This window comes from Achromobacter sp. SX5 (assembly GCF_056711425.1).
Genome location: NZ_CM160041.1, coordinates 2,394,016 through 2,409,465 on the forward strand (window position 1 = coordinate 2,394,016; position 15,450 = coordinate 2,409,465).

Genomic DNA, 15,450 nt, shown 5'->3' on the forward strand with positions numbered 1-15,450 from the left:
GAGAGTGCCAATGTCGACCTCCACGGCGCCGAACTTTCAGCAGGTGGGGAACAGCTTCAACGAGAGCCGGTTTAGCGCAAAGTGTTGTGGTGAACTGACATTATCTTAATGCCAGCCCGCCGCCACATTATTCAGTCCAGAAGGCACGAAGGGCTCCACACGCTCCGCAGTGGACGCTCGATGCTCGTCACATTGATAAAATCGTAAACCATCGAACTTTTCTTTAGATCAAGGAAGCGAAATTCCCCGAACGCGTTGGTACAATTCGACTGCAAACGAATCGGTCATGCCTGAAACAAAATCCGTGGCGAGAAGAGTTCGCTCGTAAGCAGAGAGCTCTGTAAGGTTACGAGCAACTCCTGGCATCAAACCGAGGAGCGTTCTGGCCTTCGCTTTTCCTTTTCCAAGGTTATTCGCCTTGATATCTATCGCACCGAAAAATGATTCCAGCAGCCCTGCGATAACCTCAAAGCCGCAAGCCTCAACCTCAATAACAGGCCTCGCAATATACACCTTGCATTTCGCAAGCTCTTTGAATGCTGTGAACTCCCTGCTCAATGAGATGCATGCGGTGAGCTCCTTGTCGAAGGTTCCATCCAGCAGGCCGTTGTAGTTCTCCTTAAAGGCTTGTACTGTGGCCTGGACCATTGAATTCACCGTCAGAGCACGAAAATATTCAACGCGTCGACCAAGATCTTCAATCTGCAGGCCATATTCCCAACGCATTGGAGTGAGCCAAGGACGGTATAACTCGGAGATCTCATCGAACGATAGGCATCCCGCCTTGTAGCCATCTTCAACGTCCATAACGTGATAGCAAATGTCGTCAGCCGCTTCCACTAGAAACGCTAAGGGGTGACGATACCAAGCATCGGTAGCACCAGGCTTGCGCACCAAACCGAGTTCATCGGCCAATTCTCGGAAAAGTTCTGATTCACTCTGCATGAAACCAAACTTCTTCCCGCTAATACCGTACTTCTGAGCATCATCCACCGCGGACTCTCGCGGGTACTTGACGAAAGCACCAAGTGTTGCGCAAGTCAGCTCCAAACCAACCCTTTGAGGTGCATGCTGCTGTTTGCACAGTGTTCGAAAACCTTGAGCATTACCCTCAAACTTCAGTAGGTCATAACGCTCCGAGTCGCTCAGCTCGTTGACAATAGCGCTGGTTTCGAACCACTCCTGTATTGCTGACTCACCGGCGTGACCGAAAGGGGGATTGCCAATGTCGTGAGCAAGACACGCGGTTGCCACGACCGTACCAAGATCGTAAGGACTAACTATATCTTTCAAAGCGGGCTCTTTCTGTACGATCGCGTCAGCGGCAAGCATGCCAAGTGACCGCCCTACACTGGCAACCTCCAGGCTATGAGTGAGTCGTGTCCGAACATAGTCGCTCTTTGCAAGTGGAAATACTTGGGTCTTGTCTTGCAATCGACGAAAAGCAGAGCTAAAGATAATTCTATCGTAGTCACGAGTGAACTCCGTTCTTAATGGATTGTCACCATTGACAGGACGTCCGAGACGCTTAGTTGATAACAGCCGTTTCCAATCCATTTTCAAACCCTATTTTTTAGTTGCATTCCACTATTAGCCAACTTTACATTTCAAAAATCAGAGTATCGAGCATCCGCGCATTTATTGATTTCTGACAACTCATGCTGTGGCAACAAAACTCGGGAAATTTCAGCCAATTGCGCATTGACACTGTATCGGGTACTTCATGCGCAAACACCTTGCCATTTGAGCTATATCCCCAGAAAGTCAGATTACATCGGGCTGACGCAATGCCACGCCACACAGAAACCGAACTCCCTCTGGCTTTTATTCAGTCTTTCATATCACCGCCTCCGGCATATTAGATATGTTTAGCACCAAATAATACATATGGCAACATAAAATCAAGTTGCTAGCCAAGAAGTCAGACATTCTGCACGGCCGAACATGTCCTAACTTCCGTTCTGACAGGCATACAGAAATGTGCCGATCATTCAGCACCGTTCGAACGCAATAGGTAGCAGTGTTCACGCGACACTACGGATTTCGCGTGAACTCATAACCTTCCGCGAAAGCTCGACGTCCACAGGAGATACTTGGCAGCGGTCGCAAATATGCGAATCGACCGCCATAGAGGTTGGGCAGATGGTCGCGCCCGTGCTGTCTCCTCCTCAGAACACTCGATTTGGAATGCGTACCTATGCAACTGCCTGTCGTAAGCATCCCACGTCTTCGGCGGCCGTGACCATAGAACTATTGCGCGGTCCTCGCCCCCCCTGCTAGTCGCCTCGGACACACCAAGTTGTCGACATACATCGACCACCGGTGTGCCGCTATCGGCCAGTCGCAGCGCGTAGGCGATCTGCTCTTCGGTAAATCTCGACCGTTTCATGGCTTCTCCTCGCCCCGCTCGGGGCGCTGAGAAGCAACCTTACCTCTAGTTTTGATCTGTACGGATATTCCGGGGGCACGTCAGCAAGTTTTCGTCCCTCTCCGAGATGAGCGCTCAAAAAGCAGAAGGACCGCATGCGGTCCTTTGTCAATTTTCAATCACTCTGTGGCGAGAAAAATCGATCCTTCAATGCTTTCAATCCCAACGCGCTCCAGCATCTCGGTCATCTGTTCGGAGGGTCTTTCCTCGGCAAATCCTTGTCCTGCCCAATGATCAATTCATTCGTGATCAAAGGTATCGATTTCCGACTCCACCCGAATTCGCCATCTCCATCTCCTACACTGTCCATCAATTACCAGGGAGAGATATGTCGATTCAAACCGTAGGCCGTTGCAGCATCATCCTGATCCTCACCGCGCTGACTTCGGGTTGTTCAATAGGCAACGAGTGCGCGTGGTACCGCAGCAGTTGTATGTATGAAGGGCAGTACGAACAGGGCGAGGAAGACTACGCGGAATCCGAAGCGCAGCGCCTGAACAAGAATTCAACCGATCGCTTGCGCCGTAGCTCTGGCGATTGATCCGTAGATCGAGCTCTTCCCGCTAGCAGGACATGGTGGCCGATTTTCAGGCCCCCGTCGTCGGCTCCGGCAGGAAAAACCGGTCCTTCAACTCCTGCAGCCCGATGCGCTCCAGCATCTCCGTCAGCCGTTCGGCAGGTTTGCGCCGCGGCAGGTTTTTGTACTGCGCAATGATCAGCTCGTTCTTCATCGAGTGTTCCCACCCGACCAGCTCGGTCACGCTGACCTGATACCCGTGCGCTTCCAGCTGCAGGCAGCGCAGCACGTTGGTGATCTGGCTGCCGAATTCGCGCGTATGCAGCGGGTGCCGCCAGATTTCGGCCAGCGGATCGGCCAGCGCCTTTGCCTTGTTCTTGCGCAGCACGGCGGCGACTTCGGCCTGGCAGCAGGGGACGATGACGATGTACCTGGCTTTCTTTTCCAGCGCGAAATGGATCGCGTCGTCGGTCGCCGTATTGCAGGCGTGCAGCGCGGTCACCACGTCGATGGCGGCGGGCAGCTTGTCCGAGGTGATCGATTCGGCCACCGACAGGTTGAGGAAGGACATCCCGCCGAAGCCCAGGCGGCGCGCCAGTTCCTCGGATGACTTGACCAGCTCTTCGCGGGTTTCGATGCCGTAGATGTGCGAGCCTTGCCTGACGGCCTCGGGTTGTTCCTTGAAGAACAGGTCGTACAGGATGAAGCCCAGGTACGACTTGCCCGCGCCGTGGTCGGCCAGGGTGACCGCGCCGCGTTGCTGCTGGACGTCCTTGAGCAGCGGTTCGATGAACTGGAACAGGTGGTAGACCTGTTTGAGCTTGCGGCGGCTGTCCTGGTTCATCTTGCCGTCGCGGGTCAGGATGTGCAGGGCCTTGAGCAGTTCGATCGACTGGCCGGGGCGGATGTCGTGGGTTTTGTCGGACATGGGGTAAGGCAATGCGCCCCGCGATGGGCGGGGCGCACGAGTAGGCGGAAAGCGTCAGTTTAACGAAAACGCCGCCGCCGCGAACCGGGAAAACCGGCCGCGGACTGTGCGGTATCCGGCGATCCAGGTTATCTGGCATACGAGTAACATGCGCGATGCGGTGCTGCTTGCGCTCGGGCTGAAGCGCCGCGTGGTCGCGCCGGGGATATGTCCTGGCATCCCTGGAGAAACGCAAATGCTCGTGAGTCAGCTTGCCCTCGTGTATGGCACTTATCTGATTGCCACCGCCAGTCCCGGGCCCAGCAATATGGCGATCATGGCAACGGCGATGCGTGACGGCCGTGTGCCGGCGCTTGCGCTGGCGGCGGGCGTCATCACGGGCTCGCTATTCTGGGCGACGCTGGCGGCGACCGGCATTTCCGCCGTGCTGGCGGCATCCGCGCAGGCGCTTTACATCATGAAGATGGTGGGAGGCGTCTATCTGCTCTATCTGGCGTTGCGCGCCGGCAGGTCGGCGCTGAGGCCGGGCGCGGCCTTTGCGAATGTGAAAACGGGCCGTGTGACCCCGCGCTACCGGGCGCTCTACCGCCAGGGCGTGCTCATGCATATCGGCAACCCCAAGGCGGTGCTGGCCTGGATGGCGATCATGTCGCTGGGGCTGGGAGAGAGCGCGTCGGACGGCACCTTGCCGGCGATCATCGGCGGTTGCGCGTCGCTTGGCGTGATGGTGTTCGGCGGCTACGCCATCGCTTTTTCGACCGCGCCGATGATTGCGCTGTACGCCAGGCTGCGGCGCTGGATCGAAGGGACGGTGGCCGTGGTGTTTGGCGTTGCGGGCGTCAAGCTGCTGACCTGGCAACGTTGAAAGAGCGGCTCGTCAGCGCCGGCCGGTGCCGGCGATGACAAGCGGCCAGGCGTCCGGCACGGGGGCGGCCGGACGCCACAGGGTCAAGCCTTAGGGAAAACCGGCTCGCCCAGGTTGAGCATCAGGCGGTTCGCCCAGGCGAAGATCGCATCCGAATGCAGCAGGTCCAGGACCTCGCCTTCGTTCAGGCCCACGTCCTTCAGGGCCTGGATGCTGTCGGCGTTCACCGTGGCGGGCGCGTCGGTGATCTGGATGGAGAACTTGCCGATGGCCAGTTCGCGCGCGGTGGTGCCGGCGGTCGCGGGGTCTTCGAAGACCTGGGCGATCACGTCGTTGCGTTTGGCCAGTTGCTCGAAGCGCTGGGCGTGGACCGAGGCGCAGTAGACGCAGCCGTTGACCCGCGACACGACGGTGGCGCCCAGTTCGCGTTCGGCGCGCGACAGGCCGCCGGGGGCGTACATGATGGCGTTGAACGCGGTGGAGCGCTGGCGCAGGATCTCGGGCTGGTGGACCAGGAACAGGTAGTAGTCGGAGACCTTGGCCTTGGGGTGGCTTTCTTCCAGGACGGCGATCTGCTCGGGCGTGGCGGTTTTCACGTTGACGACGTCCAGCCAGGCCTTCCATTCCAGGCTTTCGTTGGTGAAGCCGTGGTTCTTGATGACGGCGCCGGGCGCGGTGGCCGCGGTGTTGGGCGGGAAGGGCGCGGGCGGCGTGCCGGCGGCGCGGCCGGGCTGGCTTTCCAGGGCTTGCATGGCTTGCAGGCCGGCGACCAGGCGGACCTGGTAGGACAGGAAGGCGATGAGCTGCGACAGGGTGACGACGGCGGGCGTGGACACGCCGGCGGCCGGCAGGGTCTTGAGCGCGGCCTCGTCGCCTTCGACGGGCTTTTCGATCAGCTTGCGCGTGTATTCGAGGATGGCGGCCAGGCGCGGGCTGGATGCCTCGGCAGGCTTGCCGGACTCGGCGACGGCGATGTCGGCGGGCGCGGCGTCGGTCTCGGCCAGGCGCTTGCGGTAGTGGGCGGCCAGCAGCGGCGACGGGGTGATGCGGCTGGCGTACAGCGCGACCAGCAGGCGCTCGGCCAGCGACAGGCCGGGCAGCGCGGGGTCGAACAGGGCGTCGTAGCTGCCCTGGGTGGCGGCGGCGACTTTCTCGCGCTGGTGGCGCGCGGCGTAGGTCTTGCTGTCGGGCGCCAGCGCGACTAGGCGGTCGACGAGGTCGGCGGCGACGTTGTAGGTAATGGGTTCAGCCATGCGGATCTCCTTGATTCTGTCAGGCGGCGCGCGCGCGCACGGCGGCGTCGAGGAACTTGAGCACGCCTTCCCACGATTCCTGGTCGGCGCGGGCGTTATCCCTGGGGGTGCCGCCGCTGGTGCTGATCTTGCCGGACACGGGATGGGCGTAGACGTGCTGGGTGGTGGGCACGTACGGGAACAGGATGGAGTGCCCGCCGTTCTCGTAGTCCAGCCACTGGACCGGGTAGGGGTGCTTCACTTCGGCCAGTTTGTCGCGCACCATCTTCGAGTACAGGCTGGACGGCCAGGAGCCGTCGTCGGTGCCGGACAAGAGGATGACCGGGCCCTGGATGTTCTCGACCTTGATGCGGGCGCGGGCCACGGCGTCGGGGTCCTGCAGCGCGGTGAGGATGGCCTTCTCGTGGCGGTGCGGCGCGGGGCCTTCGTCGAACGGGGCCCAGGTGGCGGTGCGGTTGTTTTCCCAGACGTGCGGCACGGGCTTGCCGCCCAGCAGCCAGGTGGGGCCTTCGCGGCCGATCTTGGGGTCGCAGGCGTTCTGGCCGCTGTGGACCACGGCGCCCGGCACGTAGCCGACCACGGCCGAGACTTCCTCGGGGAAGGTGGCGCCCAGCAGCAGCACCAGTTCGCCGCCGCGCGACTGGCCGCTGAGGGCGACGAAGTCGTGCTTGGGCTGCACCTTCTTGCGCAGCCAGCGCAGCCCGGTCTGGAAGTATTCCAGCGGCGTGTTGGAGATGTAGTCGGACAGCCCCGGCGCCTTGAAGTAGGCCAGCGCGAAGGCGGCGTAGCCGCGCGAGGCGTAGAGCGCGGCGCGCGGTTCGTTGATGCCGCCGCCCGAGCCGTTCAGGATCATGACGGCGGGATGCGTGCCGGGCGCGCAGCCGGGCGGCAGGTATAGCGTGCCGACCAGGCCTTCCTCGCGCACTTCGTGGCGGGTGACGCCTTCGGCGGCCAGGCGCTGGGTGAAGCTGGCCTGGGCCTGGGCGCCGTCGGCGCGGGCCACCACGTCGGTGACCAGGGCCTCGGTCACCGGGTGGTTGAATTGCTCGCGGCTGGGCGAATCCACGGGCGATTGCGACCAGATCAGGCCCATGGGGGCCGTGCCGGCGTAGTCGCCGGAAGCGGGCGCCTGGCGCGAGAGGTCGACGACGCCGTCGGCGTCGGCCACGAAGGCCGCGCGGCTTTGCCACAGCACGCCGTTGCGGCGGGTCAGGGCCGTGATTTCCACGGTCTGGCCGGGCCGGGCCTGCTCGACCCGGATGCAGCGCGGCACGTCGATCAGGGCGTCCGCGGGGGTGACGGAAAGGGTGAGCGCCATGGCTTACTTGCCCGCGTCCTTGGTCACCATCATGGCGGCCGTGCGGTCGCTGGTCATGGGGGTGACCTTCAGGCCTTTCTTGGCGGCCCAGATGTTCTTGTAGTGGAAGAGCGGAATCACGCCGACGTCATCGGACACGATCTTGACCGAGTCGCGCAGGATGGCTTCGCGCTTGGCCACGTCGAATTCCGAGGTGGACTGCTCCAGGGCGGCGTCGACCTTGGGGTTGCTGTAGCGGCCCCAGTTGGAGGCGCCCAGGCCCTTCTTGGGGTCGGCGGTGGCCAGGACGTTGACCAGCGCGTAGCTGCCTTCGCCGGTGCCGTTGCCCCAGGCCAGCATGCTGACCGCGAATTCGTTCTTGTTGGCGCGGCCCGAGTACACGGCCCACGGCACCACTTCCACCTGGGTCTTGACGCCGATGCGGGTCCAGAACTGCGCCACGGCCTGGGCCGTTTCCGGGCCTTGCGGGTAGCGGTCGTTGGGCACGTGCATGGTCAGCTTGAAGCCGTCGGGGTAGCCGGCCTCGGCCAGCAGCTTCTTGGCCTGGGCGGCGTCGTTGGGGATGTTCTTGACGTCGGGGTTGTAGCCGAAGGTGCCCTTGGGCATCCACTGGTTGGCCTCGGTGGCCGCGCCCTGCAGGATGCGGTCGGCGATGGCCTTGCGGTTGATGGCCAGGTTCAGCGCCTGGCGCACGCGCACGTCCAGGAGCGGATTCTTGTCCAGCGGCTTGCCGTTGTTGTCGGTGATGTAGGCGTTGGGCGCGGGGTTGAAGCTGGGCTGCAGCAGCATGACGCGCAGGCCGTCGTACGGATAGACCGAGACGTTCGAGGCCTTCTGCAGCTTGGCCAGGTCGGACACCGAGACCTTGTCGATCACGTCCACGTCGCCGGCCAGCAGCGCCGCGGTGCGGGCGGCGGCATTGTTGATGTAGCGGTAGTTGACCTTGTCCCAGATCTGCTTGCCGCCCCAGTAGGCGTCGTTGCGTTCCATGATGACGCGGTCGCCGGGGGTGTAGGACACGAACTTGTAGGGGCCGGTGCCGATCATGGCCTTGCCCGAGTTGTAGTCCTCGGTGGTGGACTTCTCGCCCACGTGCTTGCTGACCACGTGCACCGAGGCCAGGTTCAGCGGCAGGTCGGGATTGGGCGCCTTGGTCTTGACGATGAGGGTCAGCGGGTCCTTGGCGCTCATCGAGTCGATGGTGCGCAGGTAGCCTGCGTAGGTGGCCACGCTGCCCGGCACGGCGCGCGCGCGGGTGTAGGAGTAGATCAGGTCGTCGGCGGTGAAGGGCGTGCCGTCCTGCCACTTGACGCCTTCGCGCAGCTTGAATTCCCAGGTCTTGTCGTCCAGCGGCTTCCAGCTCACGGCCAGGCCGGGCTGCAGCTTGTTCTCCTTGTTCTCGATCAGCAGATCCCAGAAGTGCAGCGCCACCGAGCGGTCGCCGGCGTGGTTGTTCAGCTGCGGGTCCAGCGAGGACAGCGGGTCGGCGAAGCCGATGGACAGGTCGTCGGCGACGGCGGCGGCCGAGGCGCCGAGGACGGCGGCGGCGAGCGTGGTGAGAATCAGGCGTTTCATGTTCGGAGTCCTTGTTGAAGGCGTGTTCAAGCCATGTCGTTCAGGTGGCAGGCGCTCAGGTGGTTGATGGCGATACCCTTGAGCGTGGGAACCTCGGTCTTGCAGCGCGGCATCGCTTGCGGACAGCGCGGATGGAAATGGCAGCCGCCGGGCGGGTTCAGCGGGCTGGGGATTTCGCCCTTGATCGCGGTAAAGGTCTTGCGGCGCGATTTCAGGCTGGGGATTTCGGCCAGCAGGGCCTGCGTGTACGGGTGGTTGGGACGGCGGAAGACTTCTTCCACGGTGGCCGTCTCCACCACGCGGCCCAGGTACATGATGACGACGCGGTCGGACAGGTGCTCGACCACGCCCAGGTCGTGGCTGATGAACAGATAGGTCAATCCCAGGTCTTCGCGCAGGTCCATGAACAGGTTCAGGATCTGCGCCTGGATGGACACGTCCAGCGCGGCCACGGCCTCGTCGCACACCAGCATGGAAGGCTGCACGGCCAGTGCGCGGGCGATGCCGATGCGCTGGCGCTGGCCGCCGCTGAACTGGTGCGGGTAGCGGTGGCGCAGCGCCGGGTCCAGGCCGGCGCGTTCCAGCTGGGCGCTGACGTAGTCGTCAAAGTCGCCGTTGCCGACCAGGCCGTGGATGCGCGCCGCCTCGCCCACGATCTCGTCGACGCGCAGGCGCGGGTTGAGGCTGGCGTAGGGGTCCTGGAAGATCATCTGCACCCGCAGGCGCGCGGCATGGGCCTGGGCGGCGTTCATGTCCGCGGGGCGCACGCCGTTGATGCGGATCTCGCCGCCGGAGGGCGTGAGCAGGCCGGCCGCGATGCGGCCCAGCGTGGACTTGCCGCAGCCGGACTCGCCGACCAGGCCGACCACTTCGCCGGGATTGACGATGAGGTCCACGTTGTCGACGGCGCGGGTGACGGCGGGCGGCTTGGACAGGCCCAGGCGCTGCAGGGCGCGGCCGGCCGGGCCGACGGCGCGTTCGCCGAAGCGCTTGCTGACCCGGCTCAGGTCGATCAGCGGGGTGGGGGCGGACGCCGTCATGCCATCGCCTCGCTGGATTGCAGGGTGGGATGGAAGCAGCGCACGCGGTGGCCGGGCAGGGCCTCGGCGATGCCGGGCTGCTGGCCGCAGGCGGCGCTGGCGCGCGGGCAGCGCGCCGCGAAGGCACAGCCGGCGGGTAGGTTGAGCAGGTTGGGGGTCATGCCGGGAATCTGGCGCAGCCGCTGGCCGCGCCGGTTGTTGCTGGGCAGGCTGTCGATCAGGCCCACGGTGTAGGGATGCTGCGGACGGTCCAGCACGTCGTCGACCGTGCCGTGTTCGACGATGCGGCCCGCATACATGACGGCCACTTCGTCGGCCAGTCCGGCCACCACCGACAGGTCGTGGGTGATCCAGATCAGGCTGGTGCCGTGCTGCTGCGCGAGCTTCTGCACTTCCGACAGGATCTGCGCCTGGATGGTGACGTCCAGCGCCGTGGTGGGCTCGTCGGCGATGATCAGGTCCGGACGGTGCAGCATGGCGATGGCGATGGCCACGCGCTGGCGCATGCCGCCGGAGAGCTGGTGCGGATAGGCCAGCAGCCGCTCTTCGGGGCTGGGGATGCCCATCATGCCCAGGGTGTCGCGCGACAGCTCGCGGGCCTGGGCCACGCTCATTTTGTTGTGCGCGCGCACGGTCTCGATCATCTGCGCGTCGACCCGCAGCACGGGGTTCAGCGTCATCATCGGGTCCTGGAAGATCATGGCGATGCGGTTGCCTTGCAGCTTGCGCAGTTCGCGCGGCGCCAGCCGGGTCAGGTCGCGGCCCTGGAACAGCACTTCGCCGCCGACGACGCGGCCCGGCGCGTCCACCAGGCCCATGATGGAAAAGCCCGTGACCGACTTGCCCGAGCCGGATTCGCCGACCAGGCCCAGGATCTTGCCGCGTTCCAGGGTGAAGGAAACGCCGTCCACGGCCGGCAGCACGCCGGCGCGGGTGAAAAAGTGGGTGCGCAGGTCGCGCACCTCCAGCGTGGCCGGCGCGCCGGAAATCATGCTGGCGGCGGTCATTTGTGGTTCCTCGGGTTCAGCACGTCGCGCAGGCGGTCGCCCACCAGGTTGATGGCCACGATGGTGATCAGCAGCGCGATGCCGGGATAGAAGCTGATCCAGTATTCGCCGGACAGCATGGTCTGGAAGCCGTTGGAGATCAGCAGCCCCAGCGACGGTTCGGTCACGGGCACGCCCAGGCCCAGGAAGCTGAGCGTGGCTTCCAGCGTGATGGCGCGCGCGATCTGCAGCGTGCCGATGACGATCAGCGGCGGCAGGCAGTTGGGCAGGATGTGCTTGAGCATGATCCGCCAGTTGGGGATGTCCAGGCAGCGGGCGGCTTCCACGTATTCGCGGCGGCGCTCCACCAGGGCCTGGCCGCGCGCGGTGCGGGCGTAGTAGGCCCATTCCAGGATCACCAGCGTCAGCACCACGTTGCCCACGCCCTTGCCCAGGTAGGCCAGGATCATCATGGCGACCAGGATGGACGGGAAGGACAGGATCAGGTCCACCAGGCGCATGATGAGCGCGTCGACCTTGCCGCCCGCGTAGGCGGCCAGCAGGCCCAGCAGCGTGCCGACCACGCCGGCGATCAGGGCCGAGCCCACGCCCACCATCAGGCTGATGCGCAGGCCGTACAGAATCCCCGACAGCAGGTCGCGGCCCTGGCCGTCGGTGCCCAGCCAGTAGTGGAAGGTCTCCAGCCCGTTCATGGTGCCTGGCGGCAGGCGCGCGTCCAGCACGTCGATCTGCAGCAGGTCGTAAGGGTTCTGCGGCGCGATCCAGGGCGCCAGCGCGGCGGCCAGGATCAGCAGCAGCGACACCGCCAGGCCCAGCACCGCGGTCCTGGACGACATGAACTCGGCCAGGTTGCGGCGCCAGGGAGATTCGCGGCGCAGGGCGGGCGCCGGCGTTTGTGTGGATACAACGCTCATGCGGCAGCCTCCAGCCGCACCCGCGGGTCCAGCACTTTGTACAGAATGTCGACGATCAGGTTCAGCGTGACGAACAGGAACACCACCACGATCAGGTAGGCCACGATCACGGGGCGGTCCAGCGCGTTCAGGCTGTCCAGGATCAGCTTGCCGGCGCCGGGCCAGGCGAAGATGCTCTCGGTGACCACGGCGAACGCGATGGTCGAGCCGAGTTCCAGGCCCAGCACCGTCACCAGCGGGATCATGGTGTTGCGCAGCACGTGCACGCCCACCACGCGCAGCGGCGACAGGCCCTTGGCGCGCGCGAATTTCACGAAGTCCTGCGGCAGCACGTCGCGCACGCCGGCGCGGGTCAGGCGGATCACCAGCGAGATCTTGAACAGCGACAGGTTGAAGGCCGGCAGGATCAGGTGGCGCCAGCCGTCGGCCGTCAGCCACGACCATTGCAGGCCCAGGAACTCCACCGTCTCGCCGCGGCCGCTGGCCGGCAGCCAGCCCAGCGACACGCTGAACGTCATGATCAGCATCAGCGCGATCCAGAAGGTGGGCAGCGAGAAGCCGACGATGCTGCCCGCCATGATCAGCTTGGAGTAGCGGCTTTCCGGATACAGCCCGGCCAGCAGGCCCAGCGGCAGGCCCACGACCACCGCCAGCAGCATGGCGGCGATGGCCAGCTCGAAGGTGGCGGGCAGGCGCTGGATCACCAGCTCCACGGCCGGGATGTTGTAGACGAAGCTGTTGCCCAGATTGCCGTGCAGGGCGCCGTTGATGAACGCCAGGTACTGTTCCCACAGCGGCTTGTCCAGGCCCAGCTCGGCGATGATGCGGGCGCGGTCGACCTGGTCCACGTCCTGGCCGATCAGAATGTCCACCGGGTTGCCGATGGCATGCAGGCCCACGAACACGATCAGCGTCATCAGGAAGACGACCACCGCGGCTTGCGCCACGCGGCGCAGCAACCAGCCCGTCATTGCGCGGTCTCCGATTGCGCGATGGGGGCGGGCGCCGGCGCGGGCACCCATTCATCGCCGAACACTTCCGGTTCGGAGAACGCTTCCATATTGGCGTAGTGCGTGGCCACGTCCTCGCGGTAGAACAGGCCCGCGATGCCCTGGGCGAGGCGCTTGGCGCCCTCGCTGATGGCGGGGATGTCGCCCGAGATCGTGCCCTGGGTCAGCGCCGCCGGATACGAGAAGCAGTGCACCCGGTCCAGGCCGGGACAGGCGCCCGGGGTTTTCTCCTGCAGTTCGAAGACCGCGCCCAGGTCGGGCGAGTCATGCAGCTCCTGGTCTTCCTGGCCGGCCGGCGGCACGTAGCGGTCGCCCCAGGCGCGCACGTGCGGCGCCAGCGCGGCGAACTCGGGGCGCGCGGTCCAGTCGATGCGGAATCCCGTGGAGAAGATCAGGAAGTCCAGCGCGAACACGCCCTTGGGAGTGGTGACGCGGATTTCGTCGTCCACCATGGCCAGGTCCTGCACGCCCGCGCCCAGGTTGAAGCGCGCGTTGGGGTGGCGCGATACGCGCAGCGTGCTGCCGCGCGGCGGCGGGACCTGGGCGGCGTTGATGTAGTGGCGGATCTTCCACTTCCATTCGTCGGGCAGCGTCAGGTGGCCGTGGGTCAGGCCGGGATTGCCGGCGCCCTTGCCCTTGTTGATGCGGGGGATGTCCTGGCGGCGGATCAGCAGGTCCACGCTGGCCGCGCCCGCCTCCAGCGCGGTGGCCGCGCTGTCCATGGCGGACGCGCCCGCGCCGACCACGCCCACGCGCTTGCCGGCGAGCGTGGCGTAGTCCATGACGTCGGAGGAGTGCGCCCAGCGATTGCGCGGCAGTTTCCTGGCGAAGTCGGGCACATAGGCGCCGCCCAGGCCGTCGCGCCCGGTCGCCAGCACCACGCGGCGCGCCAGCACCGTGCTGCGGCCGGCGGGCGACTCGATTTCCAGCTGCACCAGCCGGTCGGCGCGCGGCAGCACGGCGCAGATGCGGTGTTCGTTCCGCACATCCAGGTCCAGCACGCGGCGATACCAGCGCAGGTAGTCCATCCATTGCAGGCGCGGAATCTTGTCCAGCGCCTCCCAGGCCTCGGACCCGAACTGGGATTCGAACCAGGCGCGGAACGTCAGCGCCGGCAGGCCCAGCGCGGGGCCGGTCAGCTGCTTGGGCGAGCGCAGCGTCTCCATGCGCGCCGTGGTGGCCCAGGGGCCTTCGAAGCCGGCGGGCGCCTGGTCGAAGATGGGCGCGTTGATGCCCAGGTGCGTGAGCGACGCCGCCGCCGCCAGGCCGGCCATGCCGCCGCCGACGATGGCCACGTCCAGCACGGGCTTGCCGTCGACATGGCGGGGCGTCACCCAGTTCTTGGCGGGAAGTTCCAGCCAGGCAAGGTCCTGGCGCAGGCGCGCTTCCAGCGCGGCCAGGCCTTGCGGCGGAGTGGCTATGGGCAGATTCATGATGCAGGGGATTCCGTAAGTGGGGCGTCGTCGCCGTAGATCGACTGCAGCAGCGCCGCATGGGCGCTGGCGTCGTGCAGCACGAAGCCGGGCAGCAGGGCCGCCGCGGCGTCGGCCAGCGCATCGGCCATGGCCTGGCAGGCCGGCGTCGGCGTTTGCGACTGCGGGGTGATGACCCCGAAGAAAAATGGGATGTCCAGGTCGATGGGACGGATCGCCACGCCTTCCATCGGCATGCCGTAGGCGGTGATCGGTTCCAGCACCGACACGCCCAGGCCGGCGCGCACGACGGCCAGGGCGTTGACGGACGAATTGGTTTCCAGCGTGGCGGGCATGCGGCCGCCGGGGGCCAGCGCGGCGTCGAGCCGCCGGCGCAGCCGGAACGGATTGGCCATCGTGATCAGGCGCCGGCCGGCCAGCGCCGACACCGGCACCACCGCCTGCTGCGCCGCCGGATCGTTTTCCGGCAGCGCGGCCACACAGGGCGCCTGCCCGATCCAGTGCACCGTCAGGCCGCGATGCTCCAGCGGCAGGCTGGTCGCGCCCAGTTGCGCCGAGCCCGACAGCACCGCATGCACCACCTGTTCCGGCGAGGCGCTGCGCAACTGCACGCGGGCCGCGCCGAGCCGGGACTCGATGCGTTTGAGCGCGTCGGGCACCAGCCCGGCCGCCAGCGCCGAGGTGGCCGCCATCAGCAGCGGCTGGGCCTCGCCGCGGGCGATCTCTTCGGCGCGGCCGCGGATCTGCTGCAGGCTGGCCAGCGCGCGTTCCACGTCTTCGTACAGCAGAAAGCCCTGTTCGGTCGGCGTGACCCGCGGGCCGCTGCGCGCGAACAGGGCATAGCCGATCTCGGCCTCCAGTTCCTGCAGCAGCCGGCTGATCGCGGGCTGCGAGCGTCCCAGCAGCCGTCCGGCAGCGGTGACGCTGCCCGTGGACATCACGGCCGCGAAGGCCTCGAGTTGACGAAGTTCCATTGGTTTTGATTTATGCCAAGGACGAATTCTTGCCCGCGAAGTATGCGCCGTGCAAATAATTAAAGCGCATAAGCAAATTCCCTCATGGGGTTATCCCTAGGGGAATTCATAACTGCGGGTTATTTCGGTTGACCGTGTCTTACCTTGGTCCTAGTTCTCGCCGGCGTGCATTGCGCTGCTCTGGTGCT

The 15,450-nt window shown here is 65.0% G+C and carries 13 protein-coding genes and 1 pseudogene; 2 read left to right on the plus strand and 12 right to left on the minus strand.

Annotated features, from left to right (window positions below):
• Window positions 1-228: 228 nt before the first annotated feature.
• Together AC1M14_RS11350 and AC1M14_RS11355 are read right to left on the minus strand one after the other, a co-directional pair.
• Window positions 229-1,557 (minus strand): deoxyguanosinetriphosphate triphosphohydrolase, encoded by a 1,329-nt coding sequence (locus AC1M14_RS11350; protein WP_479731597.1) that lies wholly within the window; start codon window positions 1,555-1,557, stop codon window positions 229-231.
• A gap of 721 nt (window positions 1,558-2,278) precedes the next feature.
• Window positions 2,279-2,389: pseudogene (locus AC1M14_RS11355) on the minus strand (transposase); the annotation flags it as partial.
• A 367-nt stretch (window positions 2,390-2,756) separates the two neighbouring features.
• Here AC1M14_RS11355 and AC1M14_RS11360 point away from each other — a divergent pair.
• Complete coding sequence (locus AC1M14_RS11360) at window positions 2,757-2,969, plus strand: hypothetical protein (protein WP_479731598.1); 213 nt, start codon at window positions 2,757-2,759, stop codon at window positions 2,967-2,969.
• 46 nt (window positions 2,970-3,015) lie between these two features.
• Here the strand turns inward: AC1M14_RS11360 and AC1M14_RS11365 are convergent, their stop codons facing one another.
• The gene (locus tag AC1M14_RS11365; RefSeq protein ID WP_479731599.1) at window positions 3,016-3,873 is read right to left on the minus strand and encodes a class I SAM-dependent methyltransferase; all 858 of its coding nucleotides are present in this window, start codon (window positions 3,871-3,873) and stop codon (window positions 3,016-3,018) included.
• Window positions 3,874-4,021: 148 nt separating this feature from the next.
• Between AC1M14_RS11365 and AC1M14_RS11370 the strand changes: the two genes are divergently transcribed.
• Complete coding sequence (locus AC1M14_RS11370) at window positions 4,022-4,738, plus strand: LysE family translocator (RefSeq protein WP_479731600.1); 717 nt, start codon at window positions 4,022-4,024, stop codon at window positions 4,736-4,738.
• Window positions 4,739-4,821: 83 nt separating this feature from the next.
• On the opposite strand, the gene AC1M14_RS11375 is transcribed toward AC1M14_RS11370, so the two are convergent.
• Genes AC1M14_RS11375 through AC1M14_RS11415 form a run of 9 tightly spaced genes read right to left on the minus strand, consistent with a single transcriptional unit; the run spans window position 4,822 to window position 15,262 of the window.
• Window positions 4,822-5,991 carry a CMD domain protein gene (locus AC1M14_RS11375; RefSeq protein ID WP_479731601.1) on the minus strand — a complete coding sequence of 390 codons (1,170 nt, stop codon included), beginning with the start codon at window positions 5,989-5,991 and terminating at the stop codon, window positions 4,822-4,824.
• A gap of 19 nt (window positions 5,992-6,010) precedes the next feature.
• Window positions 6,011-7,309, minus strand: coding sequence for an acyl-CoA thioester hydrolase/BAAT C-terminal domain-containing protein (locus tag AC1M14_RS11380; protein WP_479731602.1), 1,299 nt, complete (start codon window positions 7,307-7,309; stop codon window positions 6,011-6,013).
• A 3-nt stretch (window positions 7,310-7,312) separates the two neighbouring features.
• Window positions 7,313-8,884, minus strand: a complete 1,572-nt coding sequence (locus AC1M14_RS11385; protein ID WP_479731603.1) for an ABC transporter substrate-binding protein — start codon at window positions 8,882-8,884, stop codon at window positions 7,313-7,315.
• A gap of 26 nt (window positions 8,885-8,910) precedes the next feature.
• Window positions 8,911-9,924 (minus strand): ABC transporter ATP-binding protein, encoded by a 1,014-nt coding sequence (locus AC1M14_RS11390; protein ID WP_102771976.1) that lies wholly within the window; start codon window positions 9,922-9,924, stop codon window positions 8,911-8,913.
• The gene (locus AC1M14_RS11395; protein ID WP_102771975.1) at window positions 9,921-10,931 is read right to left on the minus strand and encodes an ABC transporter ATP-binding protein; all 1,011 of its coding nucleotides are present in this window, start codon (window positions 10,929-10,931) and stop codon (window positions 9,921-9,923) included. Before AC1M14_RS11395 ends, AC1M14_RS11390 begins: the two co-directional genes overlap by 4 nt.
• Window positions 10,928-11,845, minus strand: coding sequence for an ABC transporter permease (locus AC1M14_RS11400; protein WP_102771974.1), 918 nt, complete (start codon window positions 11,843-11,845; stop codon window positions 10,928-10,930). The genes AC1M14_RS11395 and AC1M14_RS11400 overlap by 4 nt, the downstream gene beginning before the upstream one ends.
• On the minus strand, window positions 11,842-12,816 hold the full coding sequence (locus AC1M14_RS11405; RefSeq protein WP_102771973.1) for an ABC transporter permease: 975 nt from the start codon (window positions 12,814-12,816) through the stop codon (window positions 11,842-11,844). The genes AC1M14_RS11400 and AC1M14_RS11405 overlap by 4 nt, the downstream gene beginning before the upstream one ends.
• On the minus strand, window positions 12,813-14,288 hold the full coding sequence (locus tag AC1M14_RS11410) for a SidA/IucD/PvdA family monooxygenase (RefSeq protein WP_479731604.1): 1,476 nt from the start codon (window positions 14,286-14,288) through the stop codon (window positions 12,813-12,815). Before AC1M14_RS11410 ends, AC1M14_RS11405 begins: the two co-directional genes overlap by 4 nt.
• Window positions 14,285-15,262, minus strand: coding sequence for a LysR family transcriptional regulator (locus tag AC1M14_RS11415; protein ID WP_479731605.1), 978 nt, complete (start codon window positions 15,260-15,262; stop codon window positions 14,285-14,287). Before AC1M14_RS11415 ends, AC1M14_RS11410 begins: the two co-directional genes overlap by 4 nt.
• Window positions 15,263-15,450 lie beyond the last annotated feature (188 nt).

Bases quoted from the DNA above. Each gene is read 5' to 3' on its own strand.
- AC1M14_RS11350 (WP_479731597.1), bottom strand. From the start codon at position 1,557: ATGGATTGGAAACGGCTGTTATCAACTAAGCGTCTCGGACGTCCTGTC.
- AC1M14_RS11360 (WP_479731598.1), top strand. From the start codon at position 2,757: ATGTCGATTCAAACCGTAGGCCGTTGCAGCATCATCCTGATCCTCACC.
- AC1M14_RS11365 (WP_479731599.1), bottom strand. From the start codon at position 3,873: ATGTCCGACAAAACCCACGACATCCGCCCCGGCCAGTCGATCGAACTG.
- AC1M14_RS11370 (WP_479731600.1), top strand. From the start codon at position 4,022: ATGCGCGATGCGGTGCTGCTTGCGCTCGGGCTGAAGCGCCGCGTGGTC.
- AC1M14_RS11375 (WP_479731601.1), bottom strand. From the start codon at position 5,991: ATGGCTGAACCCATTACCTACAACGTCGCCGCCGACCTCGTCGACCGC.
- AC1M14_RS11380 (WP_479731602.1), bottom strand. From the start codon at position 7,309: ATGGCGCTCACCCTTTCCGTCACCCCCGCGGACGCCCTGATCGACGTG.
- AC1M14_RS11385 (WP_479731603.1), bottom strand. From the start codon at position 8,884: ATGAAACGCCTGATTCTCACCACGCTCGCCGCCGCCGTCCTCGGCGCC.
- AC1M14_RS11390 (WP_102771976.1), bottom strand. From the start codon at position 9,924: ATGACGGCGTCCGCCCCCACCCCGCTGATCGACCTGAGCCGGGTCAGC.
- AC1M14_RS11395 (WP_102771975.1), bottom strand. From the start codon at position 10,931: ATGACCGCCGCCAGCATGATTTCCGGCGCGCCGGCCACGCTGGAGGTG.
- AC1M14_RS11400 (WP_102771974.1), bottom strand. From the start codon at position 11,845: ATGAGCGTTGTATCCACACAAACGCCGGCGCCCGCCCTGCGCCGCGAA.
- AC1M14_RS11405 (WP_102771973.1), bottom strand. From the start codon at position 12,816: ATGACGGGCTGGTTGCTGCGCCGCGTGGCGCAAGCCGCGGTGGTCGTC.
- AC1M14_RS11410 (WP_479731604.1), bottom strand. From the start codon at position 14,288: ATGAATCTGCCCATAGCCACTCCGCCGCAAGGCCTGGCCGCGCTGGAA.
- AC1M14_RS11415 (WP_479731605.1), bottom strand. From the start codon at position 15,262: ATGGAACTTCGTCAACTCGAGGCCTTCGCGGCCGTGATGTCCACGGGC.